The sequence below is a fragment of the Hydrogenophaga sp. genome (assembly GCF_051858985.1).
In the GTDB taxonomy this organism is placed as follows: Bacteria; Pseudomonadota; Gammaproteobacteria; order Burkholderiales; family Burkholderiaceae_C; genus Hydrogenophaga.
Window position 1 is genome coordinate 772,014 of record NZ_JBHYGM010000003.1, and the last position, 17,034, is coordinate 789,047.

The window sequence follows — 17,034 nt, forward strand, 5'->3', positions numbered from 1 at the left end:
CGGATCAGGCAGCAGGCGGCACGATCTGCCTGTACGCATGCCAGCTGGCGTGGCCCAGGACCGGGCCGATCACGAACAGGCCCACCAACAGGGGCAACATGGCCAGCACCACCAGCAGCGTGATCAACGCTCCCCACCAAAGCATCACGCCCGGGTTCTCCAGGCAGGCCCGGATGCTCGTGAGCCCCGCAGAGATCGCGTCGGTCTGGCGGTCCAGGATCATGGGGATGGAAATGGCGCTGGTGACAAAGATGAGCCCGGCGAAGAACCCGCCCACCACCGTGTAGGTGATGAGGAATTCGATGTTCTCCGGGTTGAACAGTTGCGCCAGCAGTTTCTCGGTGGAGGGCATGGTGTTGAAACTGACGGCAAACACCACCAGCGACGCGCGCCCCCAGAGCATCTCCAGGATCAGCAAGACGCCGGCAAAGATGGCCATGGTGCGCAGCGTGGGACGCCAAGCGACGAGTGAACTGCGCAGCGTGGGCCGCTGCCCCTGCTCAAGCGTGCGGCTGGCGTCGTACAGACCCAGGCAAAGGAACGGCCCCATCAGGAGGAAGCCTGCGCTCAGTGCCAGCACGTACGCCGGTGCGGCGCGAAACACCGCCAGCAGGGCGTGGCCCATCGCGAAGAAGCACAGGCCATAGAAGAGCCCGATGCGCGGACAGCGCACGAAATCGGCCCACCCCCTGCGCAACCATTGCAGGGGATCGCCGGCCTGCAGGGCGGCCAGCTTCATGGTTTTTCCGGCGCAGCCATCGGCTCGGCGCGGCGCATGTGCAGCGCCAGCGCCGCATCCAGCGACTGTGTGTGCCGCAGGAACCAGGCCCACAGCTCACTGGCCATCTGGCGCACCGGGGCGAGCTGCCCGTCCTGTGCCTGGCCCAGTCCCTCGCGCATCAGGTTGAGCACCACGCGGTGCTCCAGCGTGTGTTGCGTGGCCGACGGATACGCGGTCAACCGCATCCAGTCGTCTTCCTGGGTGAAGTGGCGTTCGGTGTGGGTCACCATCTCGCCCCATGCGTCGGTCAAGGTGCTGTCCGAAGCGGCCTGGGCCCTGGCCAGGAGCTCTGCAAATGCCTGGTGGGCGGCGTCCATCGGCTCGAAGCCCAACAGGAGCGCAGGGCTCCATGTCGCTGTGTCCAGTCTCGCTGTCTCCATGGTGGATCCTCCGTGTTCTGGTTTGCAGCTTCGCAGGGGTTGGTGCGCGTGCATTTGATCCAGCGCAGGAAAGCGGCGGAAAACGGTGGATCGTGTGGCTAAACTGCCCGTCCATGACCAGCGAATTCCAGCCACCCTACGTTTCGTTGCCCGCCCTGGGGGCATCCTTGAAGGCCGCCGGCTTCGCGCTGCTCAGTGCAGCGGATGTCGCCACCTGGCTGTCGGCCTCACCCGCCGACCTGCGGGCCCTGCACCAGGGCTGGGACGCGCTGCCGCCTGACGCCTACCTGAAGGACGGCGGGCGCTACCGCAGTCGCCGGCACAGTTGCTTCATGGTGGATGGAGCGCAGGTCCGGCAGGTGCCCCACCGTGCGCACTGGCAGCCCCTGGAATACAACGCCTTGCACGGCGGCATGCAGCGCTGGTTCGAACCCATGGCCACGGACACCGTGGCCCTGCCGGTCTGGAGCCGCCTGCTGCAGCGCCTGGGCGAAGCGGCCAGCGCCCTGCGAGGTCCCCAACCCTGGTACACCGAGGCGCACGTCTTCCGCATCGACACCACCGACGGCATCGGCCGGCCCACGCCCGAAGGCGCGCACCGCGACGGTGTCGACCTCGTGGCCGTGTTCATGGTGCAGCGCCATGGCATCAAGGGTGGCGAGAGCCGCGTTTTCGAAGCCAACGGCCCGGCCGGCCAGCGCTTCACGCTGCGCGAACCCTGGTCGCTGTTGCTGCTGGACGATTCGCGCGTGATCCACGAGAGCACGCCGATCCAGCCGATGGATGGCGAGGCACTGGGCTGGCGCGACACGCTGGTGGTGACGTGTCGACGGGGTGGTTTTCAGGGTGACTGAGCGCCGTCCAGCACCTGGATCCGCGAACGCGCGCTCACGCGCCTGATCGCGTCGGCGAACGCCGGTACCACCGGCGGCGGGCCCTCGGCGGCGCGTCGGGTGTAGAGGCCGAGCGAAGGCAGGGCGACGGAGGGTTCGATGCGCAGCCGCATCACACCACCGCGTGCGAGTTCGTCGCGCGCCTGCTCGAAACGCACCGCCCCGAGCAGGGTCTGGTCCAGGCGCAGCACGCTGCCCACCGTCACGGATGACAGCACCTCGATGGCGGGTTCCGGCGGCTCCAGGCCGGCGTTGAGGAACGCGGTCATCAGGGCCTGGCGCACCAGCGTGTCCTTCGGGGGAGCCACCCAGGGCTGCGCGCGCAGGTCGGCCCAGGCCAGTCGGCGGCTGCGGGACAGGGTGTGCCCTTCGGCGCAGAGCACACAGAGTTCATCCTTGAGCAGCACCTCGGGTTGCAGCAGCGAGAGCTGGTCGCTGGTCAGCAACTCGGGTGTGACGGCGCCGAACACGCCGTCGAGTTCACCGTCCAGCAGGCGCTGGATCATCTCCCGCACGCGACCTTCGTGCACCTGCACGCGGGCGCCTGGCAGGCGCATGCGCAGTTGCACGATCGCCTGCGGCACCGTGGCGGTGACCGACAGCGTGCCCAGCCGAAGCAGGCCAAAGGCGCCGGTGCGAAGCGCATCCACCTCGTCCTTGCCGCGCGAGAGCTCGCCCAGGATCACCCGGGCCCTGTACACCGCGGCAAGCCCCGCTGCATTGGCCCCCAGCCCCTGCGGCGTGCGCTCGAAAAGGCGCACATCGAAACCGGACTCGATCTCGCCCAGCATCTTGCTCAGGGCCGGCTGACTCAGATTGAGCCGGGTGGCGGCGGCGCGCATGGTGCCCGCGTCGGCCAGGGCGACCAGCAGCTCGAGATGGCGCAGGCGCAGTCGCCTGACGAGGTAGTCGGATGGGGGATGCATCGGGTGGTTCCAGGTCGACAGCGTGAGGCCGGGTGATCACCATGAGTGATCAGGACATCAGGATTATGGATTTTTCAGGAATCGATATCGCGCCTATCGTCGCGTCCCATGTCTTCATCTTCTTCGCACAGTCCACGGCCCGCGGCCACGCCGCTCGCCGGCGTCAGGGTCATCGATTTCGGCCAGTACATTGCGGGCCCGGGCGCGGCCATGACGCTGGCCGAACTGGGCGCCACGGTGATCAAGGTGGAACCCCTGGCGGGCGACCAGGCGCGCCATGTGGGGCGCTACGGCGAATCGATGGTGCGGGCCTACAACCGGGGCAAGCGGTCCATTGCGCTGGACCTCAAGAGTGAGGCCGGCCGCGAGATCGCCTGGCGCCTCATGGCGGGCAGCGACGTGGTGATCCAGAACCTGCGCCCTGGCGCGGTGGAGAAACTCGGCCTGGGCCCGGCCGAGGTGCGGGCACGGCATCCGCGCGTGATCTACCTGTCCATTTCGGGCTTCGGGGGAAACGGTCCTTCGAGCGAGCGCCCCGGTTACGACATTGCAGCGCAGGCCGAGAGCGGCCTGATGGCCGTCACGGGCGAAGCGGATCGACCGCCGCAGAAAGTGGGCGTGCCCATCGTCGATGCGGCCGCGGCCGACCTGGGCGCGCAAGCCGTGCTGGCGGCGCTGTACGGGCGCGAGCGCAGCGGCGTGGGCGAAACGCTGGAGGTGTCGCTGCTGGAGACTGCGCTGCACCTGCAGGCCGCGACCTGGTGCGAATACCTGGGCGGCGGGCCCGAGCCCACCCGCATCGGCCATGGTCAGCCTCACAACGCGCCCGCCGCCGAGGTGGTGGCCACGCTCGATGGGCACATCGTGCTCTCCGCCTATGCCGAAGACCACTGGAAGCGCTTCTGCGGTGCGATCGGTCGCGAAGAGCTGGTGGATGACCCCCGTTTCTCGAGCAACGAGCGGCGCGTCGCCCACCGCACCGAACTGCGCCAGGTGCTGGACCAGTGCCTCTCGGGCTACACCAGCGAGGCCTGCGTGGCCATGCTGAGCCGGCACCAGATCGTGGTGGGCGCGGTGCGCCGCTACCGCGATGTGCTGACCAGCGAAGACGTCATCGCCAGCGGGATCCTGGTGGAGGCTGCGTCCTCTGCGGGAGATCCATACCGTGCGCTCGGACTGCCCTACCGCATGGGCGATGGGCCGAGACCCGAGCCTGCTGCCGCCCCCGCCTGCGGCGCCGATGGCGCTCAACTGCTGGCCGAGTTCGGCTACTCGGCAGAAGACATCACCGCACTGCGCCATGCGCGCGTGCTGCTCTGACCATGAGCAACGCCCGCTGTGCCCGCGAGGCCGTGATCCAGACCTTGCCGCTGTTCGAGATGATGCGCATGCGCGCCGCCACCACGGCCCGGCGCCATCCCGTGTTGGGCTTTGCCAGCGAAGACCGCGCGTCCCGGCTGCGCTGGGTGAACCAGTTCACCCACACACATCGCCGGATCGGTCCGGACGACCGCGAGGTGGTCAGCCCCAACAACGACACGGTGTTCAGCAACGCCTGGCTGGACCTCTCCGCAGGTCCGGTGCTCATCGACACGCCCGACATGGGCGAGCGCTACTGGACCCTGGGCCTGCTCGACGCCTGGACCAACCCGTTTGCCTACGTGGGGCGACGAACCACCGGCAACCGCCGCCAGCGCACGCTGGTGCACGGTCCCGGGTGGGCTGGCGACGTGCCCGCGGGTGTGGACCACGTGATCGCAGCGCCGGGAGACGATGTCTGGGTCATCGGCCGCATCCTGGTGGACGAGCGTCCGGGCAACCTGGAAGAGGTCGCGGCGCTGCAACGCGGCATTTCCGCACACCGCCTGGATGGCAGCGACGCCGCGATGCGCGTGGACACGCGGCTGGACGGCCGCCTGGTGGACACGCCCACGGCAGCGCTGTACCGCGCGACGGTGGAAGACGCGCTGGCGCGCAACCCGGTGCCGCAGGGCGAGACCCTGCGCTGGCCCCCGGATGAAGAGGCTCTGGCGGCCGAACTGGCGGCCGTGTTCGACGAGCTGCGCCACAAGGCCCAACCGCACGAACTTGGCGGTGGGTGGGCGCTGCCGGTGGCCGTGCGCACCCACTGGGGAGCAGACCTGGAGATGCGCGCCCGCGTGGCGCGCAATTTCATCGGCGCCCTCGGGATCGAGGAGGCCATGTACCCCACCGCGGAAGTGGATGCCCACGGCGAGGTGCTGAACGGCTCGCACGCCTACGAACTTCGGTTCCCGCCCGGCGCCACGCCCGAGGTGGACGCGTTCTGGTCGCTCACCCTGTACCGCCGCAGCGACTGCCTGCTGGTGGCCAATCCCATTCACCGCTACTCGGTGGGCGATCGCCTGCCTGGCCTGCTGACCCAGGCAGACGGGGGTCTGTCGATCCGCGTCCAGGCGCACGACCCGGGAGCGGGCCACAACTGGCTGCCGGCTCCGCCGGGCGAAGACTTTTACGTGGTGCTTCGCCTCTACCAGCCCCGGCGCAGGCACCTGGAGTTTCAGTTTCCGTATCCCCCCTTGCGCCGCAGCTGACCCCGGGCGCGTCTCAGCGACACTTCAAATCAGGAGACAGACATGAGCTTGCACCGCAGACCTTCGCCGACCCTCCGCCCGACCGGGCTCCAGCGCCGCACGGTGCTCGTCTCGCTGGCGGCGGGCGTCGCCGCCGGTTCGGGCGTGCTGGCCCACGCCCAGGCCGACTGGCCCGCGCGGCCGGTGAAGCTGATCTCGCCCTACGGTGCCGGGGGTGCGAGCGACCTCTCGGCCCGCGTGCTGGGCGAGTACCTCGCCAAGGAACTGGGCCAGCAGATCGTGGTGGAAAACAAGCCCGGCGCCGGCACGCGCGTGGCCATCGAGATGGTGGCGCGCGCGCCCGCCGATGGCTACACCGTGCTTTACGTGGCCGCGCCCTACGCCACGGCCGAGGCGCTGTACGGCAAGGGCCTGAGCTACCAGCGTGACCAGCTGCGACCGATTGCCATGGCCATGCACGCGCCGCTGTTCCTGATCGTCAATGCCCAAAGCCTGGTGAAGACCGTGCGCGACCTCGTGGCGTTTTCGAAGACGCGCCCGGGCGGCCTCAACTTTGGCTCGCCCGGCGCCGGTTCGCAGCCGCATCTGGCGGCCGAACTGCTGTTGCGCGAGGGCGGCATGCAGGGGGTGAATGTGCACATGCGGGGCGACGCCATGGCCTATTCCGAGTTGCTGGGCGGGCGCATCGACGCGACGCTGACGGCCATCAGCTCGGCGTTGCCGCACATCGAGGCCGGCAAGCTGCGCGTGATCGGCGTGGCCTCCGAGGCGCGCAGCCCGCTGTACCCGTCGGCCCCCACCATCCGCGAGCAGGGCTTCCCCAGCGTGGTGGCGTCCGGCTGGTACGGCTTCATGGTGCCCGCCGCCACGCCGCCCGAGGTGGTGGCGCGCCTGCAGCCTGCCCTGCTGCGCGCGCTCGACGATCCCGCCATCAAGCAGAAGCTGCTCGACATCGGGCTGGAAGCCAGCGGCGCGCCGGGACCGGAATTCGCCCGGTTCATCGACGGCGAAACCCGCAAGTGGACGGACGTGATCCGCAAGGCCAACATCCAGATCGAGTAGGCCCGCCATGAACACCGCTGCCACTCGCCTTGTCCTCCTCATCGGCGCGCTGCTGATGTTCAACGCCTGCACGCACGCTCCCCACGGGCAATCCGGCCTGCAGCGCCAGACCACGTTCGGCCCGGTGGTCGGTGCCGACGATTCGGCCGCCAACGGCACCCACGCCTGGAAGGGCGTTCCGTTCGCCGCCGCGCCGGTGGGCGAACGCCGCTGGCAGGCACCGGTGGATCCGCCGGCGTGGACGGCGCCTCGCGCGACCACCGCGTTCGCGCCGGCCTGCGTGCAGACCGGCCGCCTCTATGGCCCCGGCCTGAACAACCGCTACGACGCCACCATTGGCAGCACCCTGGGCCAGACACTGGGGTCGGAAGACTGCCTCTACCTCAACATCTGGGCGCCGTCCGCGGCATCGTCTTCCCCCAGGCCCGTCATCGTGTGGGTGCACGGGGGCAGCAACATCACCGGCTACACCGCCGACCCGGTGTACGACGGCGCCGCGCTGGCCCGCGCCACTGGCTCGGTGGTGGTGTCGGTGGCCTACCGCCTGGGCATCTTCGGCTTCCTGGATCTCGCGGCGCTGAAGACGGGCGCCCCGGCGGCCGACTCGGGCAACTTCGCGCTGCTGGACATCGTCAAGTCGCTGGAGTTCGTTCAGGGCAACATCGCGCGTTTCGGCGGCGACCCGAGCCGGGTCACGCTGATGGGCGAATCCGCCGGAGCGGTCAATGTGTACGCGCTGCTCACGTCTCCCATGGTGGTGGCCAGGCCCGCGCCCCTGTTCCAGCGCCTGGTGGCGCTCAGCGGCGGCATTTCATCGGCCGCCACGCTGCCGCCCGGCTCGTTCGCCACCATCCTGCCCCGCAGCGTCTGGGCCACGCGCGGCAATGGTTTGCTGATCCATTCACTCATTGCAGACGGCACGGTGGCCGACCGCGCGGCCGCCGAAGCGCACATGGCCTCGCGCACGCCGCAGCAACTCGCGGCGTACCTGCGCAGCCAGTCGGCCGATGCGCTGCTGACCACGGTGAAGACGCGCCTGACCCCGCTGGGGCTGGCCGCCGCCAACCCGATTCCCGATGGCCATGTGGTGCCGGCCGATCCCATCGCCGCCATTCGCGCCGGGCAGTATGTGAAGGTGCCGGTGCTCTCGGGCAACACGCGCGACGAAAGCAAGCTGTTCCCGAGCCTGCTGGCACTGCGACCCGCACTGGGGGGTACCAGCGGGCGCCTGCTGGATGACGCGGCGGTGTTCGAGCTGGTTCACAGCTACCAGCCCGACGCGCCGCCGGCCAGCCGGATCGAGCAATGGATTCCACCGGCCTACCTGCCGGTGGATGCGCCGACCACGGGCCTCAACGCGCGCATCGCGGAGCTCGATCGCATCTGGTTCTTTGCCTTTCGCGACGACGTGATGAACGCCCTGAAGGCCCGCCAGCCCGACGTCTGGCACTACCGTTTCGACTGGGACGAACTGCCGCCGCCCTTTGACGTGGTCTATGGCGCGGCACACAGTTTCGATCTGCCTTTCATCTTCGGCAACTTCGGCCCATCGCTCTACGCCAACATCTCCTTCAGCCGCGCCAACGAGCCCGGCCGGCTGGCGTTGTCGCAGCGCATGATGCACAGCCTCGGCGCGTTCGCCCGCGCGGGAGATCCCAACACCGCCATTCTCGGTACCCGCTGGCCGGCCTGGCCCGGGCGAATGGTCTTTGATGCCGATCGGCAAACGGCCCGACTGGTGGCGGAGTGAAAGGCGCGGTCAATCTGCTGGACTACGCGACCCGCGTGGCCGTGCGAAGCCGCGGCTGGTTGTCGGGCCTGTCGCCGACGTTGTGCGACGAACTCCTGCGCGACGCCGTGGCCATCCGGCTCCAGGCCGGCCACCGGCTTTTTGCTTCGGGCGACCGGGCCGAAGGCCTCTGGCTCTGCGCCAGTGGTTTTGTTCGTCTGAGCAGGGAATCCAGCGGCCGGCGGCGCACGCTGGCGTATGCCCACGAGGGCGATGTCGTGGGCGCCCCCGGCTTCTTCCTCAACGCGCAGGAATGCGATGCCGATGTGCACCGGGACGCCACGCTGCTGTTCCTGGGTCGAACCGAACTGCAGCGCAGGCTGAACCAGTGGCCGCAGCTCTCGCAGGCGCTGCTTTCGGTGCTCGCCCAACAGGTGAGGCACCTCGGCGAGGAGGTCTGTGACGCCAGGTACCTGCCGCTGGACGCCCTCATGGCCAAACGCCTCGCGTGCCTGTGGTCGCAGCACGGCCAGGCCCTGCATCCCGGGGGTCCCGCCAATCGCATCAAGCTCGCCATGGCGCAATCCGAGCTTGGCGAGCTCATTGGCTACTCACGCCAGCACGTCAACGCCTCGCTCAAGCGGCTGGAACGCCGCGGACTGATCGCCGTCACCGCCTGCGGCATCGTGGTTCACGATGCCGCAGGCTTGCGCGCGCAGTTCAGCGAGCAGCGCGCGGCCGAGCCAGGGCGTTCAGACGCGCTCGAAGATCGCGGCGATGCCCTGTCCACCACCGATGCACATGGTCACCAGCGCGTACTTGCCACCGATGCGGTGCAGTTCGTGCAGGGCCTTGACGGTGATCAGCGCGCCGGTGGCGCCGATGGGATGGCCGAGCGAAATGCCTGAGCCGTTGGGGTTGACCTTGGCCGGGTCCAGGCCGAGGTCGCGCGTGACGGCGCAGGCCTGGGCGGCAAAGGCTTCGTTGGCCTCGATGACGTCCAGGTCGTCCACGGTGAGTCCGGCCTTCTGCAGCGCGACCTTCGTGGCCGGCACGGGGCCGATGCCCATGTACTTGGGATCAACGCCCGCGTGGGCATACGCCACCAGCCGCGCCAGCGGTTTCGCCCCCCGCGCCTTCGCGGCACCCGCTTCCATCAGCACCACGGCGGCGGCCGCGTCGTTGATGCCCGAGGCGTTGCCGGCGGTCACGGTGCCGTTCTCCTTCAGGAACACGGGCTTGAGCTTGCCCAGGTCTTCCAGCGTGGCATTCGGGCGGAAGTGCTCGTCGGTGGCGTAGGCCACTTCGCCTTTCTTGCTCTTGATCATCACCGGCACGATCTGGTCCTTGAAAAGGCCCGCCTCGGTGGCGCGCTGGGCGCGGTTGTGGCTCTCCACCGCGAGCTGGTCCTGCTCTTCGCGGGTGATGCCCCATTTGGCGGCAATGTTCTCGGCCGTCACGCCCATGTGGATGGTGTGGAAAGGGTCGTGCAGTGCGCCCGTCATCATGTCCACCATCCTGGTGTCGCCCATGCGCGCGCCCCATCGCATGTTCAGGCTGGCAAACGGCGCGCGGCTCATGTTCTCGGCGCCCGCACCAATGGCGATGTCGGTGTCGCCCAGCAGGATGCTCTGCGAGGCCGAGACGATGGCCTGCAGGCCCGAGCCGCAGAGGCGGTTCACGTTGAACGCTGGCGTGCCTTCGGCGCAACCGCCGTTGATGGCGGCCACGCGCGAAAGGTACATGTCCTTCGGCTCGGTATTGACCACATGGCCGAAGACCACATGGCCCACGTCCTTGCCCTCCACGCCGGCGCGTGAGAGCGATTCGCGCACCACCAGCGCGCCCAGTTCGGTGGGAGGCTGGTCCTTCAGTCTGCCGCCGAAGGTGCCGATGGCGGTGCGCACGGCGCTGACGACCACGACTTCTCTGCTCATGAGGTGTTCTCCTGTTGTTGAATCGGTTCGCCAGCCATCCTACCCCTGGGGCCGGCCGTGGATTTGACGTGCGTCAGAAGGTCTGGCGCGCCAGCAGGCGCAGCCGGCCGGCTTCGGGCCGGGTTGCGAACACCTCGCCCATGGCGAGGTACTCACCCGTCAGCGCCGTGATGTTGACCTGATGCGTCACCAGCATCAGGTTGCGCGGCGGCGACCAGGCCTGCGCAGCGGCCAGCACCTCGCGGGTCTGGCTGTCGCGCCCCTCGCCACCAAAGAACGAATTGATCGGGGGCCAGACGGTGTTCTGCTTGAAGGCCAGCATGGCGGTGTCGACACAACGGCACCAGGCACTGGAGCGCACCTGGGCCAGCTGCACGCGCTCGCGCACAAAGGCAGCGCCCACCCGGCGCGCCTGCTCGCGGCCGGCCTCGCTCAGGTTGCGCTGGGTGCTGCATTCGCCGAGCCTGAAGTTCGGTGGGTCGCCCACGCCAGGATCGGTCTGGGCGTGGCGCATCAGCAGCACACAGCCCCCTTCGCGCAGCAGTGTCCAGAAACCCTCGGTGGCGCCTTGGCCCGTTGCGAGGCCGGTGGACAGCGCCAGCGCGGTGCCGGCGGTGAACTGGCGCCGGGTGATCAGGCTTTCGGTCATGGAACAGCTCCTTCAGTCGCGCACGTCGGCCACGGGCTTGTCGCCGAAATCGGCGCGTTCCAGCCACACGAGCAGGCGCGCCGCCGCGTCCTGCGGCGACGTGAGCTGACCCTGTCGCTGAAGTTCGACAAAGCGGTTGCGGTCGGGGAATGCCGCGGGGTCCCCGGCGCGCAGTTGCGACTGCATGTCGGTGTCGATCACGCCCGGCGCCAGCGAGACCAGGCGCGCACCGTGCTCGCGCTGGGCTTCGTCGAGCGCGCTGCAGCGGGTGAAGTGGTCCATGCCGGCCTTGGCGGCGCAGTAGGGCGCCTGCGCGGCCATGGCGCTGCGGCCCAGGCCCGAAGAAATATTGAGCACCTTGCGCGGCCCGCGCCAGCCCGCTTGCACCCAGGCACCGGTGGCGGCCAGGAAGGCCGCCGTGAGCTGCATGGGCGCCTCCAGTCCCACGCGAAGCGCGTTGGCCAGTTCGTCAGGAGGGCAGTCGTCCAGCGGGCCGATGCGCGGAATCACGCCGGCATTGTTGATCAGCGTGGCGCTTTTCATTCCGCTGGTGTCCATCGACTCCAGCCACGCCTGCAGACGCTGGCGCGACCCGGTGGTGTCGGCGAGGTCCTGCGTCCATTGCGTCAGCAGTGCGCCCTTGTGCCTGGCCTGTTCTGCGAGCTCATCGCTGGCGCGGCGCGAGATGCACAGCAAGTGCCGCTCGGGTGAGAGCAACTGCTGGGCCATGGCCAGGCCCATGCCGCGCGAGGCGCCGGTGAGGATGGTGAGGTGCGGAGTCTTCGTCATGTGAACGCTTCAGAAAGGGCAGGGGCTGTGGAAATCGATGGCCTGGCCATCGAGCGGATGAGGCAACTGCAACCAGTGCGCGTGCAGCAACAGTCGCCCGGCCATGGCCTGTTGCTGCGCGTTCGCATACAACGCGTCACCCACGATGGGGTGGCCGAGGGCCTGCAGGTGCACGCGCAACTGGTGCGTGCGACCCGTGACCGGCTCCAGTTCTAACCGGGTTGTGATTCCTGCGTGCGTCGCCGGGCTTTGGTCTGGCGACAGGCGCCAGCGCGACAGGCTGGGTTTGCCCAGTTCATGGCTGACGATGCTGCGGGGGCGGTTGGGCCAGTCCACGGTGAGCGGCAGGTCGATGAGGTTCCAGCCGTTGCCGGGCAACAGATTCTTCAGCGCCCCCGCCACCACAGCGGTGTAGCGCTTGTGGACCTGGCGTGTCTCAAATGCGCGGGACAGGGTGCGCTGATGCGCCAGCCCGCGGGCCATCACCACCAGACCTGAAGTGGCCATGTCGAGCCGGTGCACCACCAGGGCATCGGGCCAGCGCGCCTGGGCTCGGGCGCTGAGGCAATCCTGCTTGTCGGGGCCGCGCCCGGGCACGGCGAGCAGTCCGGCCGGCTTGTCCAGCACGATCAGGGCGTCGTCCTCGTGGACGACCTGCAGGGTCACGAAGCCGGCCCGAGCGCGCGAACCACCTCGTCGGCTTCCAGGCTGCGCGCCGCGCCGAAACCCGCCACCTGGCGCGCGCCCAACGGCGTGAGGGCGACAAAGCTGAAGTCGCCCAGCGTGGTCATGTGCGTGGCTTCGGGAAAGCGCAGCAGGTAGGCCGCGCAGGCGCTCTTCTCGGCATTGCCACCGGCCTCCAGGGTCTGCGCCTGCATGACCAGCATCACCCGCGAGAGCGCATGCACCGGCTCGCCGGCCACCTCGGCCTGCGCCACCAGCAACGAGGCGCGTGGCTCGCGCCGAAGGTTGGCGCTGTGCGAGGCGAGGGCGCTGACATGAATCACGATCACGCGCAAGGCGCTGTCGACCGCGAACGGCACCAGAGAGACCCAGGGCGCGCCGTCCATCCCGAGCGTGCCAAGCGACCCCACCCGCTGGCTTGCCAGCAGTTCACGCAGGGCCTGGGTCAGGCGAGGTTGGTGAGGCATGGAAGGGCCATGTTAGCGCGGCGCGGCCCGGCTGTGGAAGCACCGGCGTGGTGAAATACCCGACATGTTGCTGCTCGCGCCCATGGAAGGTCTGCTGGATGCGACCCTGCGCGATGTGCTCACGCGCACGGGCGGGGTCGATCGCTGCGTGAGCGAGTTCATCCGCGTGACCAACACCCTGCTGCCGGAGCGCGCTTTCGTGCGCGTGGTGCCCGAACTGCTGAACGGTGGCCGCACCCTTGCCGGTGTGCCGGTGCGCCCGCAACTGCTGGGCTCGGATCCCACCTGCCTGGCCGAGAATGCGGCGCGGCTGGCCGGGCTGGATCCGCCAGGCATCGATCTCAACTTTGGCTGCCCGGCCAAGACCGTGAACCAGAGCCGCGGCGGCGCCGTGCTGCTGGACGAACCCGAGCTGGTGGGCCGCATCGTGGCAGCGGTGCGGCGCGCCGTGCCCGCCAGCGTGCCGGTGTCGGCCAAGATGCGACTGGGGTTCAACGACGATCTCGTGGCCGAAGCCTGCGCCCAGGCGATTGCCGAGGCAGGTGCCGACGAACTGGTGATCCACGCGCGCACCAAGGCCCACGGCTACCGACCGCCGGCTTACTGGGAGCGCATCGCACAGGTGCGCGATGCCTTGCCTGCTGCGCACCGCATTCCGGTGATCGCCAACGGCGAGATCTGGAGCGTGGCCGATGCGATGCGCTGCCGCGAAGTGAGTGGCTGCGATTCGCTCATGATCGGCCGCGGCATGGTCGCCGATCCCGGGCTCGCTCTGGCCATCCGCGGGCAGGGCGGCGTGGGCTGGTGGCAGATCGAGCCTTTGCTCACCGTCTTCTGGGAACGCGTGAGCGCAAGGGTGGAGCGCCGGCACCGCGCCGGGCGCCTGAAGCAGTGGCTCAATCTGTTGCGCCGGCGGCATCCCGAGGCGCAGGCCGCGTTCGATGAACTGAGGCTGCTGAACGATCCGGCGGCCATCGATGCCTGGTTGCTGCGCTCGCGCGGCGAAGCGCCCACTACCACAGAGCCGATGCGGGCGCTGCCAGCAGAATTGGGCCAGCCGTGTTAACTTCCGGCCCCGGACCCGATTCAAGACGCCTGTATGACCCCTCTCCAACAACGGCTGGACACGCTCACGGCTGAGCAATTGCGTGGCATGCGGCGAGGCCTTGAAAAGGAAAGCCTGCGCGCGCAACCCGATGGACGCCTGGCCCTCACGCCGCATCCGGCGGCGCTGGGCAGCGCGCTGACCCATCCGCACATCACCACGGACTACAGCGAGTCTCAGCTCGAACTCATCACTGGGGTGCACGCCAGTGTCGATGCGTGCCTGACCGAACTCACCGAGGTGCACCAGTTCACCGTGCGCAGCCTGCGCGCCGCGGGCGACGAAATGCTCTGGGCCTCCAGCATGCCCTGCGGGCTGCCCACCGACGAGACCATTCCACTGGGCCGTTATGGCTCATCCAACGTGGGCCGGGCCAAGAGCGTCTACCGAATGGGCCTGGGCCACCGTTATGGCCGGCGCATGCAGACCATCTCGGGCATCCACTACAACTGGTCATTGCCGGGCGTGGACAACGACGGCTACTTCTCCCTCATCCGCAACTTCCGCCGCCACGCCTTTTTGCTGCTCACGCTGTTTGGTGCTTCCCCGGCGGTGTGTTCCAGTTTCGTCGAAGGGCGGCAGCACGAACTCCAGAAACTGGGCAGTGGCGGCACGCTCTACATGCCCCATGGCACGTCGCTGCGCATGGGCCGCCTGGGTTACCAGAGCGAGGCGCAAGCCACGCTGGCGGTGAGCTACAACGGGCTCGAAGGCTATGCGGCTTCGCTGCACGATGCGCTCACCCGGCCCTGGCCGGCCTACGAAGCGGTAGGCATCCGCAATCCGGGAGGCGACTACAACCAGCTCGCCACCACCTTGCTGCAGATCGAGAACGAGTTCTACGGCACCATCCGCCCCAAGCGTGTGATCTACCCCGGCGAGCGGCCGCTGCACGCGCTGCGCGAGCGCGGCGTGGAGTACATCGAAGTGCGGCTGATGGACCTCAACCCCTTCGAACCGATCGGCATTGGCGCAGCCACGTTGCGATTTCTCGACGTGTTCCTGCTGCATTGCCTGTTGTCGGACAGCCCGCCGGACACGCCGGCCGAAATCCGCGAACTCGCACACAACCAGCACCTCACCGCCGCGCGCGGCCGCGAGCCCGGGCTGGACCTGATGCGCGAAGGCCAGGCTGTGCCGCTGGTGCAGTGGGGGCTGGAGATCATCGACCAGCTGGTGCCCATTGCCGCGGCTCTGGACCGCGCGCACGGCGGCGCCGATCATGCCGATGCCGTGGCTCAGGCCCGCACCGCGCTGCAGGACCCGCAACGCCTGCCCTCGGCACGCGTACTGCAGGCCATGCACGAGGACCACGGGGACGCGTTCCTGGGCTTCGCCCGTGCGCAGTCGCTCGCCACGCACCAGCACCTCCTGTCGCTGGACTGGAGCGCCAAGCAGCAAGCCCGCTTCGAGGCCATGGCGGCCAAATCGGTCGAGGACCAGCGTACCATCGAAGCCGCCGATTCCATGCCGTTCGAGATCTACCGACAGGAATACACCTCACCGGCCCGCCTGGGTCGGCCCCAGACCGCCGCCACCCCGGTCGCGGCAGAAGCCCTCACGGCCGCACGGTGAATGGGGCCGGCGCGGTCCGCAGGGCTATCCTGCGGCTTTCTGCCGGAGACGCCCATGACCCGACTCACCGCCGCCGATTTCGACCAGGAACTGCTGATCCTGTTTGACGCCTACGTGCATGGCGACATCGACCGCCGGGCGTTCCTGGACCGGGCTTCGAAGTTCGCCGTGGGTGGCATGACAGCGGTCGGCCTGCTGGCGGCACTCAGCCCCGACTTTGCCCACGCCCAGGTGATTCCGGCCGGCGATCCCCGCCTGAAGACCGAAACCATCAGCGTCGCATCGCCACAGGGCCACGGCACCATCAAGGTCTACGTGGCGCAACCGTCGGTGCCTCCACCCGGTGGGCGTCTTCCCGGCGTGCTGGTGGTGCACGAGAACCGGGGACTGAACCCGCACATCGAAGACATCGCGCGCCGCCTCGCGCTGGAGGGCTACCTCGCCTTCGCGCCCGATGCGCTGACGCCACTGGGCGGCTACCCCGGCAATGAAGACAAGGCCCGCGCGCTGTTCGCCCAGCTCGACCAGACGAAAACGCGTCAGGACTTCCTGGCCACCGCCGCGGCGCTCAAGGCCCGGCCCGACGGCATCGGACGCATCGGCGCGATGGGTTTCTGCTACGGCGGCGGCATCGCGCACATGCTGTCCACCGAGCTGCCCGACCTGGCCGCGGCCGTGCCGTATTACGGCAACCACCCTCCGGTGGAGGCGGCAGCCAAAGTGAAGGCGCCCCTGCTGATTCACTTTGCCGCGGTGGACGAGCGCATCAACGCCGCCTGGCCGGCTTACGAGGCGGCTCTCAAGGCCGCCGGCGCGCGCTACACGGCCCACCTGTACCCGGGCACGCAACACGGATTCAACAACGACACCACGCCGCGATTCGATGCCGCTGCTGCGAAACTGTCGTGGGACCGCACGCTGGCATTCTTCCGTGAGCACGTACGCGCCTGAAGGCGCGCGCGTGCTCAGGCCTCGCCGCCGAAGCGCTTGATCAGGTTGGCGATGTATTTCTCGACGAGCTTCTCGAACTCGCCTTCCACCACCGGCGCCACCACCATCTTCATGAGGCCGGGCAGCGGCACTTCGATCTCGCCCTGAATGGCCAGGGTGAGACCGGTGGATTTCTTGTTGTCCACGATCTTCCAGTTGCCGCCCACCTGGGCGTTGCCCACACCCTTGACCGGCGTCCATTTCACCGTGCCGCGCGCCTTGTCACTCACGTACTTGCTGGCGTAGATGGTCTGGATGTTGACCTGCGCCGTGCCCACTTTCTCCATTTCCCACTGGTAGACACCACCGCCCAGATCCGTGAGCTTCTCGACCTTGGGAAAATGGCTGACCGACTCGGGCACGTTGGAAAGCACCTCGAACACCTCGGCCGCCTTGGCCTTGACGTCGAATTCGTAACCCAGATCGATCTTGACGGTGATGCTCATGAGGCGCCTCTGCGGGTGTGGAAGTGGGGACGATTGTAGGGATGGCTC

General features: G+C 68.6%; 17 protein-coding genes and 1 pseudogene. 9 read left to right on the forward strand and 9 right to left on the reverse strand.

The annotated features are described in order from the left end of the window. Positions 1-4: 4 nt before the first annotated feature. Complete coding sequence (locus ACTIEY_RS16115) at positions 5-739, reverse strand: DUF2189 domain-containing protein (RefSeq protein WP_439520138.1); 735 nt, start codon at positions 737-739, stop codon at positions 5-7. Next, positions 736-1,161: a bacteriohemerythrin gene (locus tag ACTIEY_RS16120; RefSeq protein WP_439520139.1), complete on the reverse strand. Its 426-nt coding sequence runs from the start codon at positions 1,159-1,161 to the stop codon at positions 736-738. The genes ACTIEY_RS16115 and ACTIEY_RS16120 overlap by 4 nt, the downstream gene beginning before the upstream one ends. A 113-nt stretch (positions 1,162-1,274) precedes the next feature. On the opposite strand from ACTIEY_RS16120, the gene ACTIEY_RS16125 reads away from it, so the two are divergent. After that, the gene (locus tag ACTIEY_RS16125; RefSeq protein ID WP_439520140.1) at positions 1,275-2,015 is read left to right on the forward strand and encodes a 2OG-Fe dioxygenase family protein; all 741 of its coding nucleotides are present in this window, start codon (positions 1,275-1,277) and stop codon (positions 2,013-2,015) included. Here ACTIEY_RS16125 and ACTIEY_RS16130 read toward each other — a convergent pair. Next, entirely contained in the window at positions 2,003-2,980 is a 978-nt protein-coding gene (locus tag ACTIEY_RS16130; protein ID WP_439520141.1) for a LysR family transcriptional regulator, read from the reverse strand. The two genes, ACTIEY_RS16125 and ACTIEY_RS16130, sit on opposite strands and share 13 nt — an antisense overlap. 108 nt (positions 2,981-3,088) lie before the next feature. On the opposite strand from ACTIEY_RS16130, the gene ACTIEY_RS16135 reads away from it, so the two are divergent. The 5 genes and pseudogenes from ACTIEY_RS16135 to ACTIEY_RS16155 form a co-directional block, all read left to right on the forward strand. Continuing rightward, on the forward strand, positions 3,089-4,300 hold the full coding sequence (locus ACTIEY_RS16135) for a CaiB/BaiF CoA transferase family protein (protein ID WP_439520142.1): 1,212 nt from the start codon (positions 3,089-3,091) through the stop codon (positions 4,298-4,300). Between the two features lie 2 nt (positions 4,301-4,302). Then, positions 4,303-5,553, forward strand: coding sequence for a DUF1254 domain-containing protein (locus ACTIEY_RS16140; RefSeq protein WP_439520143.1), 1,251 nt, complete (start codon positions 4,303-4,305; stop codon positions 5,551-5,553). Between the two features lie 42 nt (positions 5,554-5,595). Next, positions 5,596-6,615, forward strand: coding sequence for a Bug family tripartite tricarboxylate transporter substrate binding protein (locus ACTIEY_RS16145; RefSeq protein ID WP_439520144.1), 1,020 nt, complete (start codon positions 5,596-5,598; stop codon positions 6,613-6,615). Positions 6,616-6,622: 7 nt separating this feature from the next. Beyond that, a complete protein-coding gene (locus tag ACTIEY_RS16150; RefSeq protein WP_439520145.1) occupies positions 6,623-8,365 on the forward strand; it encodes a carboxylesterase/lipase family protein in 1,743 nt (580 codons plus the stop codon). Between the two features lie 107 nt (positions 8,366-8,472). Continuing rightward, a pseudogene (locus tag ACTIEY_RS16155) lies at positions 8,473-9,048 on the forward strand (Crp/Fnr family transcriptional regulator); the annotation flags it as partial. A 48-nt stretch (positions 9,049-9,096) separates the two neighbouring features. Here ACTIEY_RS16155 and bktB read toward each other — a convergent pair. From bktB to ACTIEY_RS16180, 5 genes are all read right to left on the reverse strand, one after another. Continuing rightward, a complete protein-coding gene (gene bktB, locus ACTIEY_RS16160) occupies positions 9,097-10,281 on the reverse strand; it encodes a beta-ketothiolase BktB (RefSeq protein ID WP_439520146.1) in 1,185 nt (394 codons plus the stop codon). A gap of 73 nt (positions 10,282-10,354) precedes the next feature. Continuing rightward, positions 10,355-10,930 (reverse strand): histidine phosphatase family protein, encoded by a 576-nt coding sequence (locus ACTIEY_RS16165; RefSeq protein ID WP_439520147.1) that lies wholly within the window; start codon positions 10,928-10,930, stop codon positions 10,355-10,357. Positions 10,931-10,942: 12 nt separating this feature from the next. Then, positions 10,943-11,719, reverse strand: a complete 777-nt coding sequence (locus ACTIEY_RS16170; RefSeq protein WP_439520148.1) for an SDR family NAD(P)-dependent oxidoreductase — start codon at positions 11,717-11,719, stop codon at positions 10,943-10,945. 9 nt (positions 11,720-11,728) lie between these two features. Continuing rightward, positions 11,729-12,385, reverse strand: a complete 657-nt coding sequence (locus ACTIEY_RS16175; RefSeq protein WP_439520149.1) for an RluA family pseudouridine synthase — start codon at positions 12,383-12,385, stop codon at positions 11,729-11,731. Next, positions 12,382-12,870: a HugZ family protein gene (locus ACTIEY_RS16180; protein ID WP_439520150.1), complete on the reverse strand. Its 489-nt coding sequence runs from the start codon at positions 12,868-12,870 to the stop codon at positions 12,382-12,384. The genes ACTIEY_RS16175 and ACTIEY_RS16180 overlap by 4 nt, the downstream gene beginning before the upstream one ends. Positions 12,871-12,934: 64 nt before the next feature. Here ACTIEY_RS16180 and ACTIEY_RS16185 point away from each other — a divergent pair, with 64 nt between their 5' ends. From ACTIEY_RS16185 to ACTIEY_RS16195, 3 genes are read left to right on the forward strand one after another with little or no spacing between them, the layout of a single operon-like run. Continuing rightward, the gene (locus ACTIEY_RS16185) at positions 12,935-13,936 is read left to right on the forward strand and encodes a tRNA dihydrouridine synthase (protein WP_439520151.1); all 1,002 of its coding nucleotides are present in this window, start codon (positions 12,935-12,937) and stop codon (positions 13,934-13,936) included. A gap of 33 nt (positions 13,937-13,969) precedes the next feature. Next, on the forward strand, positions 13,970-15,550 hold the full coding sequence (gene gshA / locus ACTIEY_RS16190; RefSeq protein ID WP_439520152.1) for a glutamate--cysteine ligase: 1,581 nt from the start codon (positions 13,970-13,972) through the stop codon (positions 15,548-15,550). A gap of 54 nt (positions 15,551-15,604) precedes the next feature. After that, on the forward strand, positions 15,605-16,501 hold the full coding sequence (locus ACTIEY_RS16195; protein ID WP_439520153.1) for a dienelactone hydrolase family protein: 897 nt from the start codon (positions 15,605-15,607) through the stop codon (positions 16,499-16,501). 14 nt (positions 16,502-16,515) lie between these two features. Here ACTIEY_RS16195 and ACTIEY_RS16200 read toward each other — a convergent pair whose 3' ends face one another. After that, positions 16,516-16,986, reverse strand: coding sequence for an SRPBCC family protein (locus tag ACTIEY_RS16200; protein ID WP_439520154.1), 471 nt, complete (start codon positions 16,984-16,986; stop codon positions 16,516-16,518). Positions 16,987-17,034 lie beyond the last annotated feature (48 nt).

What these genes read in the sequence shown, in the direction of transcription:
- ACTIEY_RS16195 (WP_439520153.1), top strand. Translation starts at nt 15,605, where the DNA reads ATGACCCGACTCACCGCCGCCGATTTCGACCAGGAACTGCTGATCCTG.
- ACTIEY_RS16150 (WP_439520145.1), top strand. Translation starts at nt 6,623, where the DNA reads ATGAACACCGCTGCCACTCGCCTTGTCCTCCTCATCGGCGCGCTGCTG.
- ACTIEY_RS16130 (WP_439520141.1), bottom strand. Translation starts at nt 2,980, where the DNA reads ATGCATCCCCCATCCGACTACCTCGTCAGGCGACTGCGCCTGCGCCAT.
- ACTIEY_RS16185 (WP_439520151.1), top strand. Translation starts at nt 12,935, where the DNA reads ATGTTGCTGCTCGCGCCCATGGAAGGTCTGCTGGATGCGACCCTGCGC.
- ACTIEY_RS16180 (WP_439520150.1), bottom strand. Translation starts at nt 12,870, where the DNA reads ATGCCTCACCAACCTCGCCTGACCCAGGCCCTGCGTGAACTGCTGGCA.
- ACTIEY_RS16135 (WP_439520142.1), top strand. Translation starts at nt 3,089, where the DNA reads ATGTCTTCATCTTCTTCGCACAGTCCACGGCCCGCGGCCACGCCGCTC.
- ACTIEY_RS16140 (WP_439520143.1), top strand. Translation starts at nt 4,303, where the DNA reads ATGAGCAACGCCCGCTGTGCCCGCGAGGCCGTGATCCAGACCTTGCCG.
- gshA (WP_439520152.1), top strand. Translation starts at nt 13,970, where the DNA reads ATGACCCCTCTCCAACAACGGCTGGACACGCTCACGGCTGAGCAATTG.
- ACTIEY_RS16115 (WP_439520138.1), bottom strand. Translation starts at nt 739, where the DNA reads ATGAAGCTGGCCGCCCTGCAGGCCGGCGATCCCCTGCAATGGTTGCGC.
- ACTIEY_RS16170 (WP_439520148.1), bottom strand. Translation starts at nt 11,719, where the DNA reads ATGACGAAGACTCCGCACCTCACCATCCTCACCGGCGCCTCGCGCGGC.
- ACTIEY_RS16145 (WP_439520144.1), top strand. Translation starts at nt 5,596, where the DNA reads ATGAGCTTGCACCGCAGACCTTCGCCGACCCTCCGCCCGACCGGGCTC.
- ACTIEY_RS16120 (WP_439520139.1), bottom strand. Translation starts at nt 1,161, where the DNA reads ATGGAGACAGCGAGACTGGACACAGCGACATGGAGCCCTGCGCTCCTG.
- ACTIEY_RS16165 (WP_439520147.1), bottom strand. Translation starts at nt 10,930, where the DNA reads ATGACCGAAAGCCTGATCACCCGGCGCCAGTTCACCGCCGGCACCGCG.
- ACTIEY_RS16125 (WP_439520140.1), top strand. Translation starts at nt 1,275, where the DNA reads ATGACCAGCGAATTCCAGCCACCCTACGTTTCGTTGCCCGCCCTGGGG.
- ACTIEY_RS16200 (WP_439520154.1), bottom strand. Translation starts at nt 16,986, where the DNA reads ATGAGCATCACCGTCAAGATCGATCTGGGTTACGAATTCGACGTCAAG.
- bktB (WP_439520146.1), bottom strand. Translation starts at nt 10,281, where the DNA reads ATGAGCAGAGAAGTCGTGGTCGTCAGCGCCGTGCGCACCGCCATCGGC.